This is a genomic window from Breznakiella homolactica (genome assembly GCF_016616095.2).
Taxonomy (GTDB): Bacteria; Spirochaetota; Spirochaetia; order Treponematales; family Breznakiellaceae; genus Breznakiella; species Breznakiella homolactica.
In genome coordinates, this window is record NZ_CP067089.2 from 3,034,409 (window position 1) to 3,057,612 (window position 23,204).

The 23,204-nt window shown below is 50.6% G+C and carries 21 protein-coding genes; 8 read left to right on the forward strand and 13 right to left on the reverse strand.

Going from position 1 to position 23,204, the window contains the following annotated elements; genetic code table 11:
* Window positions 1-21: 21 nt before the first annotated feature.
* The 6 genes from JFL75_RS13700 to JFL75_RS13725 form a co-directional block, all read right to left on the reverse strand.
* Window positions 22-876, reverse strand: coding sequence for a hypothetical protein (locus JFL75_RS13700; RefSeq protein ID WP_215627237.1), 855 nt, complete (start codon window positions 874-876; stop codon window positions 22-24).
* Window positions 877-903: 27 nt separating this feature from the next.
* Complete coding sequence (locus JFL75_RS13705) at window positions 904-1,923, reverse strand: YARHG domain-containing protein (RefSeq protein ID WP_215627238.1); 1,020 nt, start codon at window positions 1,921-1,923, stop codon at window positions 904-906.
* Complete coding sequence (locus tag JFL75_RS13710) at window positions 1,920-2,876, reverse strand: ankyrin repeat domain-containing protein (RefSeq protein WP_215627239.1); 957 nt, start codon at window positions 2,874-2,876, stop codon at window positions 1,920-1,922. Before JFL75_RS13710 ends, JFL75_RS13705 begins: the two co-directional genes overlap by 4 nt.
* Before the next feature lie 99 nt (window positions 2,877-2,975).
* Window positions 2,976-3,596, reverse strand: a complete 621-nt coding sequence (locus JFL75_RS13715) for a hypothetical protein (RefSeq protein ID WP_215627240.1) — start codon at window positions 3,594-3,596, stop codon at window positions 2,976-2,978.
* 305 nt (window positions 3,597-3,901) lie between these two features.
* The gene (locus JFL75_RS13720) at window positions 3,902-4,117 is read right to left on the reverse strand and encodes a hypothetical protein (protein WP_215627241.1); all 216 of its coding nucleotides are present in this window, start codon (window positions 4,115-4,117) and stop codon (window positions 3,902-3,904) included.
* A gap of 47 nt (window positions 4,118-4,164) precedes the next feature.
* Window positions 4,165-4,809 carry an HAD hydrolase-like protein gene (locus tag JFL75_RS13725; RefSeq protein WP_215627242.1) on the reverse strand — a complete coding sequence of 215 codons (645 nt, stop codon included), beginning with the start codon at window positions 4,807-4,809 and terminating at the stop codon, window positions 4,165-4,167.
* 75 nt (window positions 4,810-4,884) lie between these two features.
* On the opposite strand from JFL75_RS13725, the gene JFL75_RS13730 reads away from it, so the two are divergent.
* The 4 genes from JFL75_RS13730 (at window position 4,885) to JFL75_RS13745 (ending at window position 10,094) form a co-directional block, all read left to right on the forward strand.
* A complete protein-coding gene (locus JFL75_RS13730) occupies window positions 4,885-6,192 on the forward strand; it encodes a cyclic nucleotide-binding domain-containing protein (protein ID WP_215627243.1) in 1,308 nt (435 codons plus the stop codon).
* A 240-nt stretch (window positions 6,193-6,432) separates the two neighbouring features.
* The gene (locus tag JFL75_RS13735; RefSeq protein ID WP_215627244.1) at window positions 6,433-7,434 is read left to right on the forward strand and encodes a LacI family DNA-binding transcriptional regulator; all 1,002 of its coding nucleotides are present in this window, start codon (window positions 6,433-6,435) and stop codon (window positions 7,432-7,434) included.
* Window positions 7,435-7,508: 74 nt separating this feature from the next.
* A complete protein-coding gene (gene gnd, locus JFL75_RS13740) occupies window positions 7,509-8,960 on the forward strand; it encodes a decarboxylating NADP(+)-dependent phosphogluconate dehydrogenase (protein ID WP_215627245.1) in 1,452 nt (483 codons plus the stop codon).
* A 21-nt stretch (window positions 8,961-8,981) separates the two neighbouring features.
* A complete protein-coding gene (locus JFL75_RS13745) occupies window positions 8,982-10,094 on the forward strand; it encodes a sugar kinase (RefSeq protein WP_215627246.1) in 1,113 nt (370 codons plus the stop codon).
* A gap of 60 nt (window positions 10,095-10,154) precedes the next feature.
* Here the strand turns inward: JFL75_RS13745 and JFL75_RS13750 are convergent, their stop codons facing one another.
* The 6 genes from JFL75_RS13750 to JFL75_RS13775 form a co-directional block, all read right to left on the reverse strand.
* Window positions 10,155-11,813, reverse strand: coding sequence for a glycoside hydrolase family 32 protein (locus JFL75_RS13750; protein ID WP_215627247.1), 1,659 nt, complete (start codon window positions 11,811-11,813; stop codon window positions 10,155-10,157).
* A gap of 12 nt (window positions 11,814-11,825) precedes the next feature.
* On the reverse strand, window positions 11,826-12,668 hold the full coding sequence (locus JFL75_RS13755; RefSeq protein ID WP_215627248.1) for a carbohydrate ABC transporter permease: 843 nt from the start codon (window positions 12,666-12,668) through the stop codon (window positions 11,826-11,828).
* Window positions 12,669-12,679: 11 nt separating this feature from the next.
* On the reverse strand, window positions 12,680-13,558 hold the full coding sequence (locus JFL75_RS13760; protein ID WP_215627249.1) for a carbohydrate ABC transporter permease: 879 nt from the start codon (window positions 13,556-13,558) through the stop codon (window positions 12,680-12,682).
* 92 nt (window positions 13,559-13,650) lie between these two features.
* A complete protein-coding gene (locus JFL75_RS13765; protein WP_215627250.1) occupies window positions 13,651-14,961 on the reverse strand; it encodes an ABC transporter substrate-binding protein in 1,311 nt (436 codons plus the stop codon).
* A gap of 141 nt (window positions 14,962-15,102) precedes the next feature.
* Window positions 15,103-16,110 (reverse strand): C-terminal binding protein, encoded by a 1,008-nt coding sequence (locus tag JFL75_RS13770; RefSeq protein WP_215627251.1) that lies wholly within the window; start codon window positions 16,108-16,110, stop codon window positions 15,103-15,105.
* A gap of 116 nt (window positions 16,111-16,226) precedes the next feature.
* Entirely contained in the window at window positions 16,227-16,922 is a 696-nt protein-coding gene (locus JFL75_RS13775) for a LuxR C-terminal-related transcriptional regulator (protein WP_215627252.1), read from the reverse strand.
* 26 nt (window positions 16,923-16,948) lie between these two features.
* Between JFL75_RS13775 and JFL75_RS13780 the strand changes: the two genes are divergently transcribed.
* Together JFL75_RS13780 and JFL75_RS13785 are read left to right on the forward strand one after the other, a co-directional pair.
* A complete protein-coding gene (locus tag JFL75_RS13780) occupies window positions 16,949-18,232 on the forward strand; it encodes a sensor histidine kinase (RefSeq protein WP_215627253.1) in 1,284 nt (427 codons plus the stop codon).
* 21 nt (window positions 18,233-18,253) lie between these two features.
* Window positions 18,254-18,934: a response regulator transcription factor gene (locus tag JFL75_RS13785; protein ID WP_215627254.1), complete on the forward strand. Its 681-nt coding sequence runs from the start codon at window positions 18,254-18,256 to the stop codon at window positions 18,932-18,934.
* 37 nt (window positions 18,935-18,971) lie between these two features.
* Here the strand turns inward: JFL75_RS13785 and JFL75_RS13790 are convergent, their stop codons facing one another.
* Entirely contained in the window at window positions 18,972-20,876 is a 1,905-nt protein-coding gene (locus JFL75_RS13790; protein ID WP_215627255.1) for a response regulator, read from the reverse strand.
* 238 nt (window positions 20,877-21,114) lie between these two features.
* Here JFL75_RS13790 and JFL75_RS13795 point away from each other — a divergent pair, with 238 nt between their 5' ends.
* Window positions 21,115-22,179, forward strand: a complete 1,065-nt coding sequence (locus JFL75_RS13795; protein ID WP_215627256.1) for a hypothetical protein — start codon at window positions 21,115-21,117, stop codon at window positions 22,177-22,179.
* A 22-nt stretch (window positions 22,180-22,201) separates the two neighbouring features.
* Window positions 22,202-23,200, forward strand: coding sequence for a M48 family metallopeptidase (locus JFL75_RS13800; RefSeq protein ID WP_215627257.1), 999 nt, complete (start codon window positions 22,202-22,204; stop codon window positions 23,198-23,200).
* Window positions 23,201-23,204 lie beyond the last annotated feature (4 nt).

The following is a 23,204-nucleotide window of genomic DNA, read 5'->3' on the forward strand; positions in this document are numbered from 1 at the left end:
TGCCATACACAGATGCGGTTTTTATTTGATGATTTTATTTACAATGCTATGTATTCTATATGTACAATCATCAATTCTGTCATTTTCATTCCTCCAGGAATCGGACAACGGAAAATTGATACCGTCCTTCGATTTTATTCCCAAGTCCCATTTGCCTTCTTCCGTCTTATTCTCTTGCAGCCAATCGGCAGCAAACATAAGCTTCTTTTTGAGTTCAGGATTATCGTATTTTGCCAATAATTCGATGGCCCTTATGTAATAACCCGTTTCTTTTGATCGAAATTTTTCAGGAAATATGGTTAACCGTTTATTATAGATATAGTAAATTCCGGTTTCGTGTTCCAGGATATAGTCAAAATACGCCTCTTCTAAATCCTTGTTTAGTTCGTTTGTTAATAAAGAAACTTGATAAAAGGATACAAAATCCACCAGCCGGTCTCCCCTGGGTTTTATACCAAACAAATTCCTGTATGTTGTTACATATAAATCATTATTATACACTTTATTTTTAAATGCGGCATTAATAATTTCCGACCATTTTTCTGCAATATCGTTTGCGGTTTTGTCATTGGATATAAATCTTCTTATCCAGGCGGCTAACATCAAATCAGTAAATATCTTCCAGTTATGGATCTTTTCTTCGCGGTCGGGTAATTGTATTTTACCGGTCAGACAATGATGTAAATAATCAACTGCCGTCCTGATTGGTTTATCATCATAGGTAAATCCCAATATTTCGAGTCTTCTCAATGCCTGCTCTGTGGTCATCGGCTGTTTCGGTGATGGGTTTGATAATGTATGGAAATATCCCCATGACCCATCGTCATGCTGCAGCTGCAATATTCGCTTTGCCCATATACTGTTTTTATAGTTCATTTTCCTGTCCGGTTATTTTTATTATTGTTATGGTATCATTTTTTCCAAGTTTAAAAGATAGTCAATATTTTTTCTTTCGATGTCATTAAAGCTGTTTTCAGAGAAATCTGGATTCACTGTATATTTTGTATTACTCCAATCCATAAACCGATCAAAGTTATGAAAATATTTTTTGTATAGTTCATTCTTGAATTCATATCCATGGAAAGCGTAAAAGAAATTTATAAATAGCCGTATTTGATTTTTTGTATACAGCCTAATATCGGAAAAGTTTTTATACAATAAATACTCATCCCAAATCCATCCATTAGCCCAATCTCCGAACTCATTATTATATTTTCCATAAATATCGAAAGGTTCGATGCCTATTGAAATACGGGAATCTATCTCCGGGTTTAGATTCTCCATTACGTATGTATATTTTCCATTTCCTTCCCATGTAAAATGCGGTGAATGGTTGTTTCTAAAATTGACACCCCTGACTAATATTTCATCGCCATGATTGATAATGACAGTCATTTTCCCAATAGGGCCTTTCCAGCTGCGTCCAGTCCCGTAGATATAGCCGGCGCTGTTAAAAAAGCCGGAATGATTATAAGGAGCCCTGTATGCTACTTTCGAGTAGGTATGGCTATTCGCCGGAAATATGACCTCCCGTAGAAACCATTTTACCGTGGTCGTATAAAATCGTTCTTCCGTCGATTCTTCTTTTATCGTATATTCTGATAATAATATTCCATTAATGAATGATTTAAAATTACGTATCTGGGCCAGCTCATAATTATCAGATATAGGCTGATAATGTGATTCGACGGGAAATCCCAGCAGTACTTCTTCAGCGGGCCCTTCATTGAAAAAATGAAAGGTAACTGTTACTTCATAGCAATCCTTATATAGGGTTATAACTATTTCTTCTTCCAGCATCACTATATTTGTATTTTCATTGTCAATAATTTCAACGGAACTGCCCAAAACAGCTCTTGAGTCATTTGAAAAAACAAAGCCGGCGATGAATAAAAAAAGCAGTATACAAATAAACTTTTTCATGTATCCATCCGTATGGTTTTTTCTAATAATTGGATTATCCTGGTATTATTGCTCCTGCGTGCGATATCCAGTGCCGTTTCATTCATTTTATTCGGAACAAGTATATCTATATTCTTTTGGATCAAATATTCTGCGGTTTCAATGTCATTACGGTTTACCGCGTCATGTAAAATCGTATTTCCGCTGACATCGGCAATATTTACTTCAGCGCCGCTGTTTATCAGGAAATCCGCAATTTTGAATTTATCAGGTATGTCTCTGCGTAAAATTGTTCCTAAACAGGTTGTTTGTCCCGTCAGTCTGTATTCAAGATAGTTTACCGAAGCTCCATATTCTATTAGTTTGCTGAATATATCTATATTGTCAGAGAACTGTCCGGCGTTTAGTAAAGGTGTAGAGTAAAAAAGGTCATCAATAATTTGATCCGCGTTCCCGCCATTGTCCAAAAAATAACTTACAATGCAGGCATTATTTTTAATAATAGCCTCTGTCAGCGCGGTAGTTCTTGAATAGACGGTATTAATGTCCGCGCCTTTCTCTACTAATAGTTTTATGATTTCTATATTTTCATATTCTGCTGCAATTATTAAAGGTGAAGTTTTAGCATAAAGGCCTCTTGGTTCATTTATGTCATACCCGCTGTCAATAATTTCTTTTGCCTCTGCGGAGTTGTTTTCTTTAATAGCTTTTATTAACGGTCCTAACGCAGTCTCCTCTTCCAGCCTTTGCTGCTTTTGGGAAGAAATTGAACTTGTTATAAAAGTAGTTATACCAGCTGCAGCGATTAATGAAATTGCCAGAAGCACTATACTGACGATAAGCAGTACTGTCTTTATGACTTTTCGTTCTCTAAAAACAACGATAGAAACCAGCAGCAACGCTATTCCTATGATGAAAAAAAGGCCGGCCGCTATTACAATAGCAAAGAAAAAAACTATACCTACGGCTGCCAAAATTTTCTCCTTAAATTAAGAGCTTAATAAATGCAGCCAGAAAAGGGCTGTCCGGATTCAGCGTTCCCGGGCAAGCCCCATCAATTTCTGCGGACAGGTCTACACGGAAAAGCCCACTCCCACAAAAGGCCGGATGATAAAGCCCGAATAAGAATCGATCCATTTATCATATTCAAATTCATAGGTGGCAAAATCCATGGCCAGGGTCGTCCCGGCGTCAAGATACAGGGATTTTCCCAGATTCACCTTTAAGGCCAGGATACCTCCCACGCCAAGGCTGAGGCAGGACCGGGCAAAAGAAGGAGGACCATAGGGAGGAAGCTCCCCGCGGTTCCGCATGAAGGGTATATGGAATCCGATACCGGTCAGAATGTCCAAACGGTCCGTAAGCATAAAGCGGCAGGAAGGTCCGATGGTCACCTCCACATCTACCCCGTAATCAGTATCTTTATGGGTTCCGTCAATCTGGTAATTGAAAGGATACCCAACTCCGGCATTCACAAAAAACCCGAAGCGGCCATTCCCGAAGAACTGGAAATAATTGAAATTGAAATCAATCTTATTGTAATAAACATCTTTGTTGTAATACAGGTCTTTATTGTCGAGATTCTCCCAGACCATCCCAAACCCGGCACCAAAAGAAATCATCCTGGAGGAATTCGCAAAAAGGCAGCTGCCAAAAGCACACATAATTAGGAATACCATAATTATTTTCTTCATACTGTTAACCATCCTAAATTATCCTTTCCAATATAGAATGAATCAGTTCCAATTGTGATTTTTGGAACCGTTGTCTATGAAAAACATAGTTTTACCGGCCGGAGGCCGCAAAACCGCAAGATCCTGTTTCAATTACCATTTTTTGAGAATGAGCAAGTCTGATTTTTATCGCCCACGCTCTTTCTTTCGAAAAACCAAAGTTTACTTCCGGAAAATGTCTATAATAAAAACACCTCCAAATTATTCACATACATTGGCCGTACAAGATCCAATGGCAGATGAGATTATTGTGTTTGAACAAAAAACTATACCGAAAAAAAGACCGCCCTGCATATCAGCACAGCACCGAGAATGATCGGTACCACCGTGTAAGAAAGAACATGCAGCAGTTTTCCGGTATTGTCACCGTACCGTTCTTTCATTGCCTGGTATTTGCCTAATTTTTCCGGTGATTTTAAACGAATGACCGCTGTATATATTCCATAGAAAATGACTAAAACGCCAAGGCCAATATACAGCATATTTCCCCCTGTTTCCGCGCGGCAGCCATTGCTCCGTAAACCGGCTGTTACCGGAAAAAAGCGGCAAGGCTCTCCATATCTCGACAGTAATATGTCGGCTTCGCTGCGTCAAGTTCCTCCCAAAGGCCGTGTCCGTAGCCCACCGCCAGGGAGTCGATGCCGTTTTCCCGCGCTCCGATAATATCGAATTTGCGGTCCCCCACCATCAGGGTTTTGGTTTTGGGAAGGCTGTGCTTTGCGATAACATACGCGATGATATCGGCCTTCTCGGAAAGGCTTCCGTCAGGGCTGCTGCCAGCAATATCGCAGAAATACCGGGCAAGCCCGAAATGTTCCAGCACCTTTTCAGCAAAGGCCTGTCCCTTGGAGGTCGCCACCGCGCAGTTTATCCCCGAGTCCGTAAGCTGCCGCAGTACATCTTCAATACCGTCATAGACCCTGTTCTCATACATACCCCGGTCGGCGTAGTATTCCCTGAAAACCTCCAGGGCCCGTTCGTTGTCTTTTCCGGTAAGGCCGTATTCATCCCTGAACGTATTGCCCAGGGGCGGTCCGATAAACCTTGCCAGTTTCTCTTCATTTACTTCATCTATTCCGAAATGTCTGAAAACGTATTTAAAGGAATTGATCACCCCTTCATACGGGTCCGTGAGGGTACCGTCCAGATCGAACAATACATGCGTATATTTCATGGAATCTCCTCTATTATATGCCGATATTATACATAAAGCGCAGCGCTTTAGTGAACAGGAAATCAGGAGATTAGGATGAGCGTACTTGGGATTATCAATTCCGATCCGGATATAAAAAAACGGATTCAGGCTGCCTTTACCGAGGCTCCCAGCCTGGATTTAGAATTAAAATTTCTTTCGGAAAAAGAGGCTATCAGCGAATTCCTTAATTACGAAATGCCGGAGATTGTAATAATCAATTTTTCCGATCCCAAGATAGATATACCCTATGTGGCGGCCCATATAAAAAATGATAAGTGGCTCCTGAATTTCGGGATTGTTGGGATCTTTAACAGTGAAAAGGACAGTGAAGAAAAACTGCTGGCCCAGTACAAAGATATCAATGTTCTTGCCATTCTCGACTATTACCGGCTTCGGTCACATCTGGTAAAAAACATTGAAATCATCATGGAAAACTACCAGATCATATTTCAGAGGGAATTTACCAAAGACATCATCGGAGGTGTTACGGGCAGTTTTACCCTGGAGAACGATCTTCTGGCGGTTCCGCTGTACGCGAGTATCGGCGCAACAATCCTGGCCCAGCGGGGCTTCATCAACCCGGACAGCAAAATGCATCTGCAGCTCGCCCTGGATGAACTTCTGGTCAATGCCATTGAGCACGGCAACTGCGCGATTTCCTTTGAGGAAAAAACAGCCGCCATGGAAGAAGGGAAAAGTGTGGTGGATCTGGTCAATGAAAAATGTCAAAATCCCAGGATCCGCGTAAAAAAGGTAGAGTTCCAATGGGATATCAGGAAAGACAAAACCATCTTTACCATCCGGGATAAGGGCAAAGGGTTTGACGTGGCGGAACATCTGAAAAAAATCGAGGAACAGGATATCATGAGCCTCCACGGCCGGGGAATCCGCATGGCGTCCATGTTTTCCAGCAGCCTGAAATACAACAAAAAGGGAAATCAGGTTAAGCTCACCGTTCTGCACGACGCTTCGGTGGAACGAAAAGTCCCGGCGGGGTTTTCCAGGGAACAGCTGATTTCGGTAAAGAAAGGCGAAACCGTTCTCTGGGAAAACGAATCCAGTGACTACCTGTACTATATTTCCAGCGGGAAATACAGTGTCTACCATGACAAAAAACTGGTAGGGTCCTTAACGGCCCAGGATATTTTTATGGGGGAAATGTCTTTCCTGCTTAATCAGAAACGTTCTGCGTCGGTTAAAGCGGATGGTCCGGGAAAACTGGTCCGCCTTTCCCGGAAGAATTTTATCAACATAATCCGCCAGTATCCCCATTACGGGATTTTCCTTTCCCGGCTTCTGGCAAAACGTCTGGTCCGCAGCAACGAACAGAACGCGAAACTGTCGGAACAGCTGAATATTTAGAACTGCCTCCGGACACACGCAGATCCCGCAGGGTACTCGCATTATAAAACGAATAAAACACAGAAGCATAGAACGACCAATTCCGGGGGCCATGGCAGCCCCCGCGACCGGGCAGCACCGAGCCGGTTAAGCCGGAAAGCACCCGGGGAGAAGGATAACGCCGGATGCTTTCCGGATTGTCAGTCCCGGTGCTCCCTCGCAGTATTGACAAATCCGCAGATTCACCGGAAAATGTCAACGATGGCAAAAACAGGCAAATCCACAGCTACAATACACAATGTCGCGGAGGCATGCGGCGTTTCCGCCCGGACGGTGTCCCGGGTCATGAACGGCCAGGCCCACGTCCGCCCGGCGCTGAGGGAACGGATTCTCGAAACGGCTCAGGCAATGGGATACCGCCCGGACCCAAGTGCCCGGGCTCTCAAATCCGGAAGAAAGCGGATTATCGGGATTGTGGTAAATGCGGTTTCCAGTGATACGACCTTTAAAAGGATAGAACATATCTCTAAGCTCTGCAGCGCCTGGGAGCACGCCGTACTTGTCCGTTTCGCGGAGAATTCGGAAATGGAGGAAAGCACCGTCGAATCCCTCATGCCGTGGTGCGACGGTATGGTAATTTTTTCAAACCTCCGCACGGTACGATCCCCGGTTCTGGACAGCCTCACGGAAAATGGATTCCCCTTTATGCTGGTCGATCCGCCCCACCCTGTCCCCTATCCAGCGGTCAGGATTGACCGGGCCCGGGGTTACCGGGAAGCCGCGGAGTATCTCATCGGAAAGGGAAGAAAGAAACCGGTACTGCTGGTGGAACATTTCCGTTCCGGGGACCGCATCCGGGGATTCAAAAAAGGACTGCAGTCGGCGGGGATTCCGTTTTCGGATGACATGATTTTCAGTACCGGTAAGGAATACGCCGGCGGCCGGAACGCCGCGCCGGAACTGATACGGGCAATCAGGAAAAAAAAGGCCGACGCCGTAATCTGCCACAACGATAAAATGGTCCTCGGCCTGATGAACGCCTTTATCCGGGAAGGTATCCATGTACCGAAGGACGCCGCCCTGATCGGGTACGATGACGACAGTTTTACACCGTATACGTCGCCGGCGATTACCACCATAGCGCAGCTCGGCGGAAATCCGGCGGATTTTATTTTTGAACAGATCAGAGACAACATTGAAAACGGTACGGCAATGAAGAGCAAAACCCTCAGGACGGGTCTGATTATACGGGAATCCGCGTAATCACCGCCCTGGATAAAACAGATAGTTAAAACGCGGACCGGAAAAAATCCGGGACTGCCAAAAGGAGCCCCGCTATGGGAAACGCAGACATAGGACTTATCGGCCTGGCGGTGATGGGAGAAAATCTCGTCCTGAACATGGAACACAAGGGATTTTCGGTGGCCGTGTACAACCGTACAACATCAAAAGTTGATACCTTTATTCAGGGCCGGGGAGCCGGAAAAAACATAACCGGCCATCATGATTTGGCCGGTTTCGCCGCGGCGCTCAAACGTCCGAGGAAAGCCATGATCATGGTTAAAGCGGGACAGCCCGTGGACGATACCATCGAACAGCTTCTGGCGGTGCTTGAACCCGGAGATATCATAATAGACGGGGGGAATTCAAATTACCTCGATACCATGCGGCGTACCGCCTACGTTGAATCCAAGGGCCTTCTCTACATCGGGACTGGTGTGTCCGGCGGTGAGGAAGGAGCTCTTACCGGTCCGTCGATTATGCCCGGCGGGTCACCGGCGGCGTGGCCCCTGGTTAAACCCATCTTCCAGGCGATTGCCGCGAAGGTCGACGGCGGCGTTCCCTGCTGCGACTGGGTCGGGGAAAACGGAGCCGGCCATTTCGTCAAAATGGTCCACAACGGTATCGAATACGGAGACATGCAGCTTATCTGCGAAACCTACCAGCTCATGAAGGATATGGCCGGACTTTCTTACGATGAGATGCGGGATGTTTTCGCAGAATGGAACAAAGGCGAACTGGACAGCTACCTCATTGAGATTACCCGGGACATCCTCGGGTTTAAGGATACCGATGGCCAGCCCCTGGCGGAAAAGATCCTCGACACCGCGGGGCAGAAGGGAACGGGAAAATGGACCGGCATCGCGGCCCTGGAATTTGGGGTACCCCTGACGCTGATCGGCGAGGCTGTTTTCAGCCGGTGTTTGTCGGCGGCTAAGGACGAACGGGTCCGGGCGGCTAAGGTTTTTTCAGGGCCGACGGTACAGAAACCGGCGGACGTGAAGGGATTCATCAGCGACCTGGAAAAAGCCCTGTTCGCTTCAAAAATCGTTTCCTACGCCCAGGGATACCTCCTGATGCGGGAGGCCGCAAAGGAATATAAATGGAACCTCAACTACGGCGGCATTGCCCTCATGTGGCGGGGAGGATGCATAATCCGTTCCGCCTTCCTGGGAAAAATAAAAGAAGCCTTTGACCGCAAGCCCGATCTCGAAAACCTGCTCCTGGATCCGTTCTTCACATCGGTGATTGAGGAAGCCCAGGGACCGTGGCGGCGGATCGCCGCGGCGGCGGCAGTGAACGGAATTCCGGCGCCGGCCCTGAGCAGCGCCCTGGCGTATTTCGACGGATACCGGAGCGCCCGGCTGCCGGCCAACCTGCTCCAGGCCCAGCGGGATTACTTCGGCGCCCACACCTACGAACGCACCGACAAACCCCGGGGAGAATTCTTCCACACCAACTGGACCGGCCGGGGCGGCGATACCAGCGCTTCAACGTACAACGTATAACCAAACGGAGAAGGTATACCTATGACACCATTAACCATTCCTTCCGCTGACGGAAAAAAACACGACCTCCTCGCCCTGGGAGCCCTGGTAACGCGGCTCAACCCCGGGATCATTCCCTTCGCCGAAGCGGACCGCTACACCCTCCACGTTTCCGGCGGGGAATACAATGTTGCGGCGAACCTGTCCACCTGCTTCGGAATGCGGACGGCCATTGCCAGCGCCATGGTGGATTATCCCATCGGCAGACGCATTGAATACGCGGTCCGCAAATCCGGGGTAACCCCCTACTACCGGCGGTTTTCCCATGACGGAGTCCGGGGACCCAACATGGCCATTGTCTGGAGTGACCGGGGCCACGGCGTCAGGGCGCCGGTGGTTTTCTACAACCGGTCCAACGAAGCCGCCGCCCGGCTTGAGCCCGGCAGCTTTGACTGGGATACGATTTTCTCTTCGGGAATACGGTGGTTCCACTCGGGGGGAATCTTCGCGGCCCTTTCGGCGGCAACGCCGGAGCTGGTAATCGAGGCCATGAAGGCCGCGAAAAAAGCGGGGGCCGTGGTTTCATTTGACCTGAACTACCGGGCAAAACTGTGGGCCGCCGCCGCGGCGGAAGCCGGGCAGGATACAGAAAAGGCCAGCGAGGAAGCCGCCAAAACCCTCCGCAGAATAGTGGAGCATGTCGATGTGCTGGTGGGCAATGAAGAGGATGTTCAGAAGGGACTCGGACTCAAGGGGCCTGAGATTGAATCCAAAGGGAAACTCGATTCCGGTGCGTTCTTCGGCATGATAAAAACGGTGACAAAGGAATTCCCCAATATCAGGGCGGTGGCCACCACCCTCCGGGAGGTCCATTCAACCAACCGCCATTCCTGGAGCGCGGTTCTCTGGGTGGACGGAAAAAACTACACCGCCCCGGTCTGCGAACTGGATGTGTACGACCGGGTCGGCGGCGGCGACGGTTTCGCCTCGGGGCTGTTTTACGGTCTTATGGCAGGAAAGGAACCTGAGGAAGCGCTCCGCCTCGGCTGGGCCCACGGGGCGCTGCTGACCACTACCCCCGGGGATACATCCATGGTAAGCCTCGAACAGGTGGAAGCCTTTGCCCAGGGCGGTTCCGCCCGGATCCAGCGGTGATAAAAAAGCCGCCGGCACTGTTTGCCGGCGGCTTTTCACGTAAAGTGATTCAAACTACTTTTATTCATCCCGTGAGCCGGAAAAGTCCGGTCCCCCGGCGGCGACGTAGCCGCCGCTTTCCCCGCCTGGTTTCGCGGATATCCAGAAGGAATAGAGCTTTGCCTCGGACAGGTAAAACCTGATGCATACCGGTTTTCCCGCAAGCTCCTGAACGCTGTCCCTGCCAACCCAGGAAATTCCCATACAGGTTGAATCTCCGGTAAAGGCTATACACTGTTCCCTGCTGAATCCGGGTATTATTTTTCCCTCCCGGTCCAGGATCTCCGCCCGGAGTTCCCCGCAGGAACAGTCGGCGTTGACAAAAAGATATTTGCCGGTAAAGGTAAGCGGCCTGGTCAGCAGGGTTCTCGCTCCGGACGTGGGTGAAGCCATGGCGGCAAATCCGTCCCGCCGGAGGGTGGCCAGGCCGGTGCTGGCCCCGGCGTACATGACCCGGCGCATACGGCCGGGTCCGCCCTCATCATGGGGACCAAGCTTCGGGGAAATACCGGAGAATCCGGTAAAATAGAAATAAAGCTCGTCCTTCATCACCAGACACAGTCCGCCCGAGGCGTGGAGATACGCCCGGTTCCAGTCACCTTCCTTCCGGGAAGAAGCCAGGAACGGCGTCCGGTCCGGCCGGCTGAAATGGAACCCGTCCCGGCTGTACCCCAGTTCAAGGTCGATGGTTTTCGGGATTCCCAGATCGGCGCACAGGTTGTTTTCCGGCCCCCGGAAAATTCCGAACATCCCCAGCATAATGCTTTCATAGGGGGTTACGTTGAGATCGTACAGGGTGACCCGGTGGTCCGGAAACCGTTGATCCGGAAGGTCACTGCCGTCACAGATCTGCCACAGGGCTTCATCAGTTTCCGGTTCCCATTGAGCGCCCGCGAGGAAATCATCCGATTCACGGTAGAACCGCGCCCTGAGCCCGATGGGAAGACGGCTCCCGTCGTCCCGCTTCCTGATCGCCCGGCGGATACTCATGCACCATTTTTTCCGGAAGGGATTGTAAAAGAACGATGTATTGTCCCCCACCGGGGTGGTTACCGCCGGGTTGCTCCAGTGGATGCCGTCGGGTGAAGTCTGGAGCCAGCCGTCCACAAATTCATCCAGCTCGTTGTGTTTGCCGTACCGGTAATACTGGAACATCTTGTACCGCTGCGCCTCGTCCCGGGCATCGTGGTCGAGCCAGACCAGGCAGCCGTCCCGCTCATGATATTCCCGGGGCGGCCAAACGAGATTCGTGCCCGGTACCACATCGAGGTCCGGCCGCTCCCAGCGGATACCGTCGGTACTCACCGCGTAAGCGGTGGTATGGAACCATCCGGGCATGTACCACATCTTGAACAGTTTGTCCGCCGGATCGTACCAGACCCCGTCGTTGAAGGGTGCCGCCATGGGGCAGTTGCCGTTGTCCATCTCTTCGGCGGTCTCCGGTTTAAGCACCGGACTCGCGGGATGGACCACGGGCTTTCCGAAGATCCTGATACAGTCGGTTTCCCGGATAAGGAAATCGTCGACAAACAGCTGCCGGCCCAGATCAACATGGATCACATCCGGAGGGTTCGAAAGATACGGCACCGGTTCGCCCGAGGCCAGCCGTTCTTCGCTGTACCGGGGCGGCCACTGCTCCGGCAGAATAATCCCGTTGTACAATGTTTCCTGTTCTGCCATAGCTGGTTCCCCCTATTTAATTGCCCCGGACTGCACGCCCCGGATCAGGTATTTATGGATAATCGTTACCATAATGAGCATGGGAAGAAGCTGGATAACACAGGCTGAAAAAAGGGCGCCCCAGTTTACACCCATCACATCGGAGCTCACGGTGGTGATAACCACCGGCGCGGTGATTGCCTTTGTGGTCGAGAAAATGTAGGCGAAGGTATACTCATTCCAGATTCCGATGGCAACGAAGATCGCCACCGCGGTTATTCCCGGAGCGGTCAGCGGAAGGGTAATCGTTACAAACGCCCGGAGCTTGGAACAGCCTTCGATCATAGCCGCTTCCTCAAGTTCCACAGGCACATCATCCACAAAGGTCTTCATCATCATGGTGGCGAGGCTCAGCGAAAAGGCGGCGTTGATTACCATCAGCGTAAAATGGTTGTCCACCAGGCCCAGGGACCGCAGAAACGGATACAGGGGAATGGTGATGACGATCGGCGGAAACATCCGCATGGCGATGAGAATCAGCGCCGGGATCTGCATGGCCCGGCTTTTGTACCGGGAAAAGGCAAAGGCCGCGGCAAAAGAAAACACCAGGGTGATCACCAGGGCGCCGGCGGTAATGATAATACTGTTCCGCACACTGGAAAAGAAACGGGGATTCTCCGACGCAAGGCGGGTAAAATTCTGCACCGTCAGCTTCGAGAAAATCTTCGGCGGATACGCCCAGATATCCAGGGCATCCTTAAAGGAATTGATTATGATGAGGAATATCGGAAACGCCGCGAAGAACACAAGAAGCAGAAGGAAAAAGTAACTTAAGACATTGTTTCCGTATTTGTATAACCTGTACTTGTTTATCATCCTGTGTCCCTTCACTGCAATGCGCTCTTGTATGATTTTCTGATAAGATATACCGAAAGAATAAATGTGATGAAAAGCAGGACCCACGCAACGGCGGAGGCCTTTCCGAAGTTAAGATACAGGAAGGCTTCCTTGTACAGCAGAATCGCGAGAATCTCCGTACTCCGGCCCGGACCGCCGCCGGTGAATACCCATACCTGTTCAAAGGTCCTGATAAGGAAGATAACCCGGAACATGAGCCCCACCGAAAGGGGCGGCATGATCAGAGGAAGCGTTACGGACCGGAAATAGGTAAACCGTGAGACTCCGTCGATCTTTGAGGCCTCGGTTATTTCAACCGGTATGGACGAGAGCGCGGCATACAGGGTGATGACCATAAAGGGGAAGTTCTTCCAGACGCTCACCAGGATAATCGGAATAAAGGATGTCAGGGTGGAACTGAACCAGACCACCGGTTCAAACCCAAGTTTGCCTATAACGTAATTCACCATGCCGTACGCCGGATCCAGAAGGTATTTCCAGATTACCACGGATACCACCGGACTGATGGCATAGGGTGAAAGGATAAGGCAGATCCATAAAGGTTGGAATTTAAAACGGCGGTTGAGCAGCAGCGCTCCTCCCATACCGATGAGCAGTTCCAGCACCAGGGATCCCGCGAGGAAATACAGGTTGTTGAGCAGTACGTTAAGGAACTGGGGATCCTGGAATATTTTTACGTAATTGGTAATGCCGATAAAAGCAGGTTCCCGCCCCGCAGTATAGTTGGTAAAACTCATTCCCAGCGCCTGGAGCGACGGGATAAGTATTATGACGGCAAGCAGTATTATTGAGGGAAGTATTAACAGATAGGGTGTTCTCTCCCTCTTTAATGACCGGTTTATTTTCATCGCGGCGGATACCTTCTCTAGTATGACTAAACTTGATACAGAAAAACCGGTACGCCGGGGTTGCCGCCAGCGGTACCGGTTTGCTTTTTAACTTACATTAACTCTGCGATTCTTTTGGCGGCCGTGTTCATTTCGGCCTGGGGATCGCGGCCGTGGATAATAGCGTTTTCCATGTGCTCACCGATGATATCGATAATCTGGTTTCCGTTTTCCAGAGGAGGAAGGGCGGCCCGGGTATACTTGAACACCTCCGCGGCAATCTGCGCGCCGGGGTCACCGGAGGACTGCCATTCCAGTACGGAAATCCGCGAGGGGGCGTTTTCATTCTTCGCCATTTCGATGGCACTGTCCTGCTGAGTCAGGAACCGGATAGTATCCCAGGCGGCTTCCTTCTGGGTGGATCCTTTGAGGATAGCGATAGCCCAGGTGAAGGACATACTGTCGCTGATCTGTTTGTCGGCGGTCCACAGCTCCTTGGCCAGGGGCACAAACGCGGGAACGATGTTGCCTGCTTCATTGGAAGTGGCGGGATCGTTGTACCGGGGACCGTAGTTTGCCGAACCCAGGGACAGCGCGCCGCGGCCCTCTTTGAGGAGTCTGTCCGCGTCTTCACCGGTCATGGAATTCCAGTTGGGAGGCATGATTCCTTCAACATACATTTTCCGGTAAAGCTGCAGGAACTTGATGACCGGCTGTTCGTTGATAACGATTTTGTAATCTGGGGTAATGATATCCCCGCCGTACATCCGGGCCCCGATGGCAAGCTGTTCGTGGAGATCCCAGCGGGTACCCCGGGATACGAATCCGTATACTTTCTCACCGCTCGGCTTTGTGTAGGTTGCCTGTTTGGCGTATTCGTAAATTTCCTCAGGAGTTTTGGGCGCTCCGGGAATACCCCGTTCATCCAGGATACGTTTGTTGTACCAGATATTCCAGACGCCAGCCCGGATAGGAATAGCGTACAGCTGGCCGTTTTTGGTGAAGATGTCCAGCATGCCCTGGGAATAATCACTGGGATACCCGTCGAGAGGTTTTTCCGTCATATAGGAATTGAGAGGCTCAAGCAGTCCGGTAATCCGGTCGTCCGCCATTGACTGGAATACGTAGATAAGGTCTTCTTCGGTGTTCCGCAGGGAACCAACCCGGAAAAGAATCTGCTGCTGTTCCGCGGTTGAGGGGGTTACGAAAAACTCAAGGTCAATGTTTTTTTCCGTGTTCAGCTGCTCCACCAGGTTCCGGCCGGTCCCCATGCCCGCGCCGGTAAGGTTATTCTGAACAAAGGAACCAGCCACAATGATAAGCTTTTCCTTTCCCCCTGCTTTGGCGGAATCCTTATCACCGCCGGCAAAAACAAGCCCCGCCGTTATAATCAGGCAGCCCGCCAGCAACAACGCTTTTTTCATGATCTACTCCTTTCAAATTGGATATTCCTACCTATGATAGGGCAAATCTCCAATATTTAAAGTTAGAAAAATACTTCCATTAGTACTTATTTTCAGCGGCGGAAAGTACTTTTCCGGTATAAAAATACTTTATCCGGCCTTTCAGCGCAGATCCGCTTTTGGTTTTACCCCTTTATTCACCAGATATTGGGGCATTTTCCCGCTGAGTATTTCCGCCGCTTCGCTCCCCACCAGCCGGTACAGAGTATTAAAGGACGTGTCGGACCAGGACGCGCAGTGGGGGGTCATGATCACATTATCCATGGCAAGCAGGGGATTGTCCGGCTCCGGCGGTTCATGGGCAAACACATCCAGGCCGGCTCCGGCAATAGTGCCCCGCCTGAGCGCCGCGATCAGCGCGGCCTCATCGATAACATCCCCCCGGGCGGTATTGATGATATAGGCTGTTGATTTCATCAGGGAAAATTCCTTTTCACCGATAAGATGGTAGGTCTCCTCCGTAAGGGGCGTCTGCAGAATGATAAAATCCGATTCCCGCAGCAGAGTATCCAGCTCCGTCAGTTCGATTCCGCTTTGAGACGCCGCTGCGCTGTCCGCGTAGGGGTCATACCCGAGAACCGTAAGATTGAAGCAGCGGGCCTTTTCCGCGATCCGGCGGCCGATGTATCCGCACCCGATAATGCCGGCGGTCTGGCCATGGACGCATACCATGGGAAAAACCGACTGTTTTGCCGCAGCCCAGTTCCGCTGCTTTATGAGGCCGTTAAGCGATCCGATTTTTTTCGCGCATCCCAAAAGCAGCATCATGGCGTGATTTGATACTTCTTCGGTGCACCACGCCGGAGCTGGGTTGTTGATGACCACCACCCCATGGTCGGTGGCTGCATCGATATCAATGGTATCGTACCCGACCCCGTACCGGATAATTCCCCGGCTTTTGGGCAGCGCTTCCAGAACCCTGCGGGTAATCTGCGCGGAAGCGGTGAGAAGAACATCGGCATCCGCCGCCGCCGCGATGATTTCTTCTTCCGTTACACAGTCCGCTCCCCGGATCTCCGCGTCCGCGCGGGCCAGGGCTTTGGCTTCTTCGGACAGGTCAGTCCTGCCTCCGTCATGGTCAACCCGCATGACAAGGTATTTTTTGCTCACTCCAATCCCCCTGCACAGAAAACCCGCGTCCAAAAACAGCCGCGGGCTTTGTTTATTTGAATCAATCATACGCTTCTGTACGGGAAAGAAAAGTTAGAAAAATACCGTTTTGGTACTCATTTGAAGGGAAAAGTACTGCTCAGGGACTTTCCCAGTTCAGCCGCCTGGGACCGTCTGCGGATTCCGAGTTTCGTATATATAACACTGATATGGTTTTTTATGGTCTGCTCCGCCAGACTGAACCGCTCCGCTATGGCTTTGTTGTCCATTCCGGCGGCAATGCACACGAGGATTTCCCGTTCCCGGGGCTGCAGCGTATCAAGCCCGGAACTGCTTCGTTCCGGTTTCCCGCTTTGGTCCTCCGGAAAATCCGTAAAGGCTGCCCCCACCCTGAATGGCAGGGCAACAAGTATTTCCCTGGACACTACCAGGATCCTGCTGCTGGCCAGGGTGATAATATCTATTAATTCATTTAATGGAATATTTCGCAGAAGAAAGGCGTATACATTCTCTGGCATATCATGGGGGGCGTTCTTTGCGTCCTCCGCCTCAAGAAGCATAATGATTTTCGTATCCGGGCATTTCTCAGCGACCGCCGCCGCTGTCCGTGAGCCGCCGGCGCCGGGGATATGCATATCCAGGATCAATACGTCGGGATGCTCCTTTTCCGCGGCGGCAACCGTATCGCCGCTGTTCTGTACGGCGCCAACAATCCTGATGTTTCCCGCAGGATTTTGAATTGCGGTCTTGAGACTGTCGGTGAACAGCTTCTGCCCGTCCGCGAGCAATACCTTGATAGTTTTATCTTCCATTATATATAATTATAACCGTGATTTAGATGAATTTATACAAATTTTTCTGCAGGCTGGTCCCTGCGTTATCCGCGGCAGTATTTCTATTTATTGCCTGTACTGCGTTTACGGCTATTTACGCCGGTCCCGCCGCGGGAGAACTCCCGCTTTTTGATGCGAAAACCGAAACAAACCGTTTTCTCTTTTATATGAATTTTTATGTCTCCTTTGGAGTGTGCACGGCGTCCATATTTCTGTGCCTGCTTTCCCCGGACCGTTTCCTGAAGGTTGTGTTCTTTCCCATAGGATTTGTGGCGGCCATTATTTCCGGATATATCCTGGATGAACTTTTTACAATAAAGCTGCCAACCTACAGTGCCTTCATTATTATGGCTTCGGCGGCGTTTCCTCCGCCGAGGAATTACGTCATCACCGCCGGGTCAATTATTTCTTTTGTGGTATTTCTGTTCCATCCGTTCTTTCTCGGTTCCGGTTCCGGCAGTTTTATCCTCAGGGACCCCAGCTTCTTTCAGACCATCATGGTAATAATATTCCTGGGCTTTCTTTCGGTAACCTTCTTCGCAATCCAGTACCTTGTCGGGAAAACCCTGGATTCGGCTGCTACCGCGGAACATCTGAATTTTGTGAGCAATTCCATGGTCCTGTTCAACCACCGGCTCCAGGAATACGCCAAAAACTCCGGAAGCGAAGCGATAAAAAAGGACCGTCTGCGGTTTACCCGGGACCTCCATGACAGCTCGGGTTACGTTTTTACCAATATTATGGCCATGACCAACGCCGCCATAAGCTGCGGAACCATGGAAACCGCCCGGGCCCAGGAAATATTTCAGAAGATACATAACCAGGCAAAAGAAGGGATGCGCCAGACCAGGGAAACCCTGTACATGATCCGGGAAATAGAAGACCCTCAGCCCGACAGCATCGATTCAATTTTCCGCATGAAGACAATCTTCGAGGAAATCACCGGCATAGCGGTGAATATTGAAGCCGGCAATATGAAGCAGGATTACGGACGGACGGTAAATAAAACCCTGGCCCGGATACTCCAGGAGGCATTTACCAATGCCATCCGCCATGGCAAAGCGAACCGGATTCTGATACACTTCTGGGAATTCCCTTCGGAACTGACCATGACCGTTACGGACAACGGCAGAGGAATCCGCAGGATCGTAAAGGGAATAGGCCTCGCTGGTATGGAAGAGCGGCTTGATTCAATCGGCGGAACTTTGGAAATCAGTTCCCCCGAAGAAGGGGGATTCCGGCTCATTGTCAGGATTCCCCTTACCGGCGCCGAACAAACCAGTTACTGACTGCGGCCACAGGAGAGTCCCATGGAAAATCCTAAACTGAAAATACTCCTCGCCGATGACCAGGCCCTGTTTGCCGACAGCCTGTGTACCTTTCTCAACAACTATGCCGACGACATGGAAGTGGTCGGCATCGCCAGGAACGGAAAGGAAGCGGTTTCCATGGCTGCGCAGTTCCGGCCGGATATAATTCTCATGGATGTGAGAATGCCGGTAATGGACGGCGTGGAAGCCACCCGCATCATCAGGAAAAACCATCCGGACATCAAGATCATTATGCTTTCAACCTACCACGAAGATGAATTCGTCCGTTCTTCACTGCTTTCCGGCGCTTCGGGTTATCTGCTTAAGGATATTTCCCCCACGGAACTGATCACCGCCGTCAGGGCGCTCAAGGGCGGTATCATGCAGATTTCACCGGACATCGTCCAGCAGCTCATCCACGAAAAATACAGCGCCCCGGCGGGCAATACGCCGGAAGCCTTCCCCGGGGAGGAACAGTTTGAATGGCTGGAAACCCTGACCAACCGGGAACGGGAAATATTCATCCTTATCGCCACGGGGTACAGCAACGAGGAAATAGCGGAAAAACTGAATTTAAATTTACAGACCGTGATGAACCAGGTAAGCACCATTTATTCAAAACTGGAAGTGAAGGACCGCTTCGAAATAATCCGCAAAGCGAACCGCCGACCCGGTACGTGACGGAAACGGCGGAGCGGCGCACCAGGACTGTTAAACCCTATACGGCAGAAAGTTTATCCGACAGCAGCCGCAGTACCGCCTGTATGTCCACGGGTTTAGCCAGATGGCCGTTCATGCCGGATGCCATGGCTTTTTCAATATCCTCCCGGTACGCGTTGGCGGTCATGGCGATTATGGGGACCGACGCAGCATCCCCCCTGCCGGAAGCGCGGATTTGCCGGGCGGTTTCATAGCCGTCCATGTTGGGCATCTGGATATCCATAAAAATAAGATTGTAGTAATTCTCGGGGGAGGCGTTGAATTTATCCAGGGCCTGAACCCCGTCTTCCGCTTCTTCGATTGCCATGCCGGTTTCGGCGAGCAGTTCCTTGAGGATAATCCGGTTTATTTCTATGTCCTCAACTATCAGGATCCGCCGGCCCTTCAGATCGGGAACCTCCTGCCCGTCGTTTTCGGGAACCTCTTCCCGGCCCGCGATGGTGTCCAAGGTAATGCTGAAGGTAAAGATGGAGCCTTTCCCGATCTGGCTCTGAACCGTTATCTGTCCGCCCATATTCGTGATAAGACCGTGGCTGATGGCCAGCCCCAACCCGGTTCCGCCGTACCGGGCGGCGATGGCGCTGTGGGCCTGTTCAAAGGCAACAAAGAGTTTCGATATCTGCTCCTCTGTCATACCGATGCCATCATCGGCCACGCTGAAGGTAACGGCAATCTTGTTTTCCGGCTGGCTGTCCAGGACAAGCATAAAGCCAACATGGCCCCCTTCGGGGGTAAACTTAACCGCGTTCCCGAGGAGGTTGATCAGTATTTGCTTTAACCGCAGCTTATCACCCAGGACACAGACGTTGGGGATGGTCTCAAGGTCGGTGGAAAAGCGGATATTTTTTTCGCGGCACCGAAGAATGATGATGGCCGCGACTTCCTCCAGGGCGGACCGCAGAAAAAAGGGTTCTTTTATCAAAGTGAATTTTCCGGATTCGATTTTCGACATATCCAGGACATCATTGAGCAGCCCCAGAAGGTGGGACGAAGCCGTAAGGATTTCATCAAGGGAATCCGCGGTCTTGCGGTCCTCCGCGGTCTTGCGGGCGATCTGGGCCATGCCGATTATCGCATTCAGGGGGGTGCGGATTTCGTGGCTCATGCGGGCAAGAAATTCACTTTTTGTCCGGGACGCGACCCGCGCTGCTTCGGTCTGTTCCTCAAGCTCCGCGGTACGTTCCCGGACCGTCGCTTCCAGGCCTTCATTGGATTTCTGCAGTTCCATGCTTTGCAGAAAATTCGAGACATACATATTGTAAATAAAAACCGAAATACAGATGATGAGCCCGGTGATGATAATAAGGTTGGCCCAGGTATCGGTAAGCAGAATCGAATCCCATGTTCCGGAAATATTCCGGGTATAGTACATGGCGGCAAGCAGATACGCAAAGGAAAGGCCGATGGTCAGAATGCTCCGCAGGGGCCGTACTATGGGAAACAACCCTACAATAAGAATGGCGATTATGTAACTGTTAACCCCGCCGGTGGAAATGATATTGAGGGTACAGAATACCAGCTGGATACCTATATAGATATACAGAAGGCTCTGGGTCAGAAAAAGCCTGATTCCCCGTCCGGTGATCTTGTCTTTTTTTACCAGGAACAGGAGAACCCAGTACACTATGCCCAGCGTGAGACTTGACAGGGAAAGCAGAACGTAGATCATAATATCGCCGGATTTGCTGTCCCCGGGTTTGAGTATATTGATAAGATTCAGGGCAATCTGTACGGCAATGATATACACCGACAAAGCGAACATGCGGTCAACATTTGTACTGAGACGCTGTTCCTCAAACCGGCTGCGGTATATCCGCGGAACCGCCGCGAACAGTCTGGGCAGAATTCCCTGCGGGCGGGATGTGCCGTCCTGCGTATTAGCCAAGGTCTTTTTCATCTTCATTTTAAATCCCGTTTGAGATATTATTCACCGCGGAGTGATTTTAATCCAGACCCCTATGGTATGGTTTTTTCGGGTAAAAAATAAAAAATAAACCAAAACAATTGAAAAGAATCCGTTGACAAAGCGGAAATATGAGCTTTAACTGAATTTATACCCGGAGTGACAAGGGAAACCGCGCTTAGGGACTTTTCCATTGCCATTTCAAGTGGATATATTTAAAATTCCATGGAGGCTATCAATGGAAAACGGCAAAAACCTGGAGCTGCTGTATCAGTACGCCTCGGGATACAATTTTACAGCCTTTGCCGAATTATTTGCAGAACTGGTATCAGCGGTTCCGGCTGAGGAACTTGCGGACGCGTACATGATGCGGGGGCAGATCAAGCTCTTTGCCGCGGATGAATCCTTCCAGAAGGATCTGGATACAGCCGGTGATATCCGCGGGGAACCCCGGTTTCCGTGTCTTAACATACAGTGGCAGCCCGGCGGACCGAACCGGTTCGTTGTGTTCAGCAAAGCGCCGGAAGCGCTGCAGCGTTTTTCGCGGACGCTTCCCCGGGGTTATGAGAAACTCACCTCCTGGTACGGTGAAGCCGGCGGCGGTATGGTCCGCCAGATGCAGAGTGAAATCCTTTATTTTTCCGGCAATTTCAGTGACGCGGCGGTTCTTTCCCAGGAGCAGTATGAAAGAAACCGGGAACAAGGTACGGACGCGTTAATGTCGCTTTATGTACTGTTCCGCTGCTATCTGGCCACCGGCGCCTTTGAAAAGGCAAAACTCTGCATGGCCGAAATGGCGGGCATCGCGGAAGCCCATCCTGATTGTATTGATTCCTACGAGGTTATCCGTGACTGGGTTAATCTGACCACCGGCTGGAGCGGGGACACTCCCCGGTTCCATTACGTTCCCAATGGGGAATCTCTGCCGGTTCTGGAGGACCGGCTGGCGGCAATCAGGAACGGCATTTCCCGGCTGGGCCCTTCGGAGGAACCTTTCGCGGAATTTGCCCGGACCAGTTATCCGGAATCGTATACTATGCGGCAGTACTATATGGACATCTTTCAATCCATGCACTGGCTGAAGGTAGCGGACCACACCCAGACGGAATTCTATTTTCTGCGGGCGTATCATGTAGCTGCGGCAAGCGGATTGATAATGCCCTTCGTGGAATACGGCAAACAGATCATACCGCTTCTGCAGCACATCCGGAGCAGCGGTACTGACTGCCCCGAAGATTGGATATCCATGATCCTCTCCCTTGCCGAACAATATGAAAAATGTCTCAATGTATATAGAATATAGGAAATAGGAAAACGGAGGCAGCATGCTGGTGGCGGGCACAAAAAAACTTGAAGGAATCGATCCAAAATCCTGGGAACATCCGGCGGACAAAGCGGCGTTAAGTGCCCTCAAACAGATGAAAGGCCTCAGTGAACTGATAAAACTGCTCATATCGGTGACCACCGAGCGGTCCCTTAAGCTGATGGCCCTGGCGTCAAGCATTAAGGTCACCGAAAACCAATACCCCGGGCTGCATACCATAGCCCGGCGTGTGACGGAGATATTCGACTGGGATTACACCCCTGACTTGTTTGTGACCCAGAGCCCTTTCTGGAACGCGGGGGTCATCGGTGTGCAGGAACCCTTTATAATTATCAACAACGCAATGCTCAACGGCCTTGACGAAAAAGAACTGACCTCCGTGGTGGCCCATGAAATGGGGCATATCATGAGCGGCCATTCACTGTACAAAACCCTGCTCTGGATGCTGACCAACATATCGCTGCAGGCAATTCCCATGGCCGGGCTGATCGTCCTGGGAATAAAGGCCGCCCTGTATGAATGGGACCGGAAAAGCGAACTGACCGCCGACAGGGCGGGCCTCCTGGCGGTCCAGGACGGAACTACCAGCTACAATCTGCTGATGAAAATGGCCGGGGCGCATAACCCCGGGGATGTAAATCTGAATGAACTGTTCGCGCAGGCCCAGGAATATGAAAGCAAACAGACACTTCTCGACAGCGCCCATAAATTCCTGAACCAGCTTTGGGAGAGTCACCCCTTTCCGGTGGTCCGCCTGCAGGAATTAAAAGCCTGGGAGGCGTCGGGACAGTATAAAAGCATCCTGGAAGGTAATTATATACGGAAAAATTCCGCATCCGGGAATACAGCGGAGGACATTCAGTCGGGATTTGAGTATTATAAGGAATCCTGGAAAAAGAACGGCGATCCTGTATCGAATTTCGTTAATGATGTCAGCGACGGCCTCGGAAAGGCGGCGGATACCATCAGCGAAAAACTAAAGGATTTTCTGAACCAGTAAACCA

What these genes read in the sequence shown, in the direction of transcription:
- JFL75_RS13760 (WP_215627249.1), bottom strand. Translation starts at nt 13,558, where the DNA reads ATGAAAATAAACCGGTCATTAAAGAGGGAGAGAACACCCTATCTGTTA.
- JFL75_RS13755 (WP_215627248.1), bottom strand. Translation starts at nt 12,668, where the DNA reads ATGATAAACAAGTACAGGTTATACAAATACGGAAACAATGTCTTAAGT.
- JFL75_RS13735 (WP_215627244.1), top strand. Translation starts at nt 6,433, where the DNA reads ATGGCAAAAACAGGCAAATCCACAGCTACAATACACAATGTCGCGGAG.
- JFL75_RS13730 (WP_215627243.1), top strand. Translation starts at nt 4,885, where the DNA reads ATGAGCGTACTTGGGATTATCAATTCCGATCCGGATATAAAAAAACGG.
- JFL75_RS13745 (WP_215627246.1), top strand. Translation starts at nt 8,982, where the DNA reads ATGACACCATTAACCATTCCTTCCGCTGACGGAAAAAAACACGACCTC.
- JFL75_RS13795 (WP_215627256.1), top strand. Translation starts at nt 21,115, where the DNA reads ATGGAAAACGGCAAAAACCTGGAGCTGCTGTATCAGTACGCCTCGGGA.
- JFL75_RS13775 (WP_215627252.1), bottom strand. Translation starts at nt 16,922, where the DNA reads ATGGAAGATAAAACTATCAAGGTATTGCTCGCGGACGGGCAGAAGCTG.
- gnd (WP_215627245.1), top strand. Translation starts at nt 7,509, where the DNA reads ATGGGAAACGCAGACATAGGACTTATCGGCCTGGCGGTGATGGGAGAA.
- JFL75_RS13765 (WP_215627250.1), bottom strand. Translation starts at nt 14,961, where the DNA reads ATGAAAAAAGCGTTGTTGCTGGCGGGCTGCCTGATTATAACGGCGGGG.
- JFL75_RS13780 (WP_215627253.1), top strand. Translation starts at nt 16,949, where the DNA reads ATGAATTTATACAAATTTTTCTGCAGGCTGGTCCCTGCGTTATCCGCG.
- JFL75_RS13705 (WP_215627238.1), bottom strand. Translation starts at nt 1,923, where the DNA reads ATGAAAAAGTTTATTTGTATACTGCTTTTTTTATTCATCGCCGGCTTT.
- JFL75_RS13785 (WP_215627254.1), top strand. Translation starts at nt 18,254, where the DNA reads ATGGAAAATCCTAAACTGAAAATACTCCTCGCCGATGACCAGGCCCTG.
- JFL75_RS13790 (WP_215627255.1), bottom strand. Translation starts at nt 20,876, where the DNA reads ATGAAGATGAAAAAGACCTTGGCTAATACGCAGGACGGCACATCCCGC.
- JFL75_RS13725 (WP_215627242.1), bottom strand. Translation starts at nt 4,809, where the DNA reads ATGAAATATACGCATGTATTGTTCGATCTGGACGGTACCCTCACGGAC.
- JFL75_RS13700 (WP_215627237.1), bottom strand. Translation starts at nt 876, where the DNA reads ATGAACTATAAAAACAGTATATGGGCAAAGCGAATATTGCAGCTGCAG.
- JFL75_RS13750 (WP_215627247.1), bottom strand. Translation starts at nt 11,813, where the DNA reads ATGGCAGAACAGGAAACATTGTACAACGGGATTATTCTGCCGGAGCAG.
- JFL75_RS13720 (WP_215627241.1), bottom strand. Translation starts at nt 4,117, where the DNA reads ATGCTGTATATTGGCCTTGGCGTTTTAGTCATTTTCTATGGAATATAT.
- JFL75_RS13800 (WP_215627257.1), top strand. Translation starts at nt 22,202, where the DNA reads ATGCTGGTGGCGGGCACAAAAAAACTTGAAGGAATCGATCCAAAATCC.
- JFL75_RS13715 (WP_215627240.1), bottom strand. Translation starts at nt 3,596, where the DNA reads ATGAAGAAAATAATTATGGTATTCCTAATTATGTGTGCTTTTGGCAGC.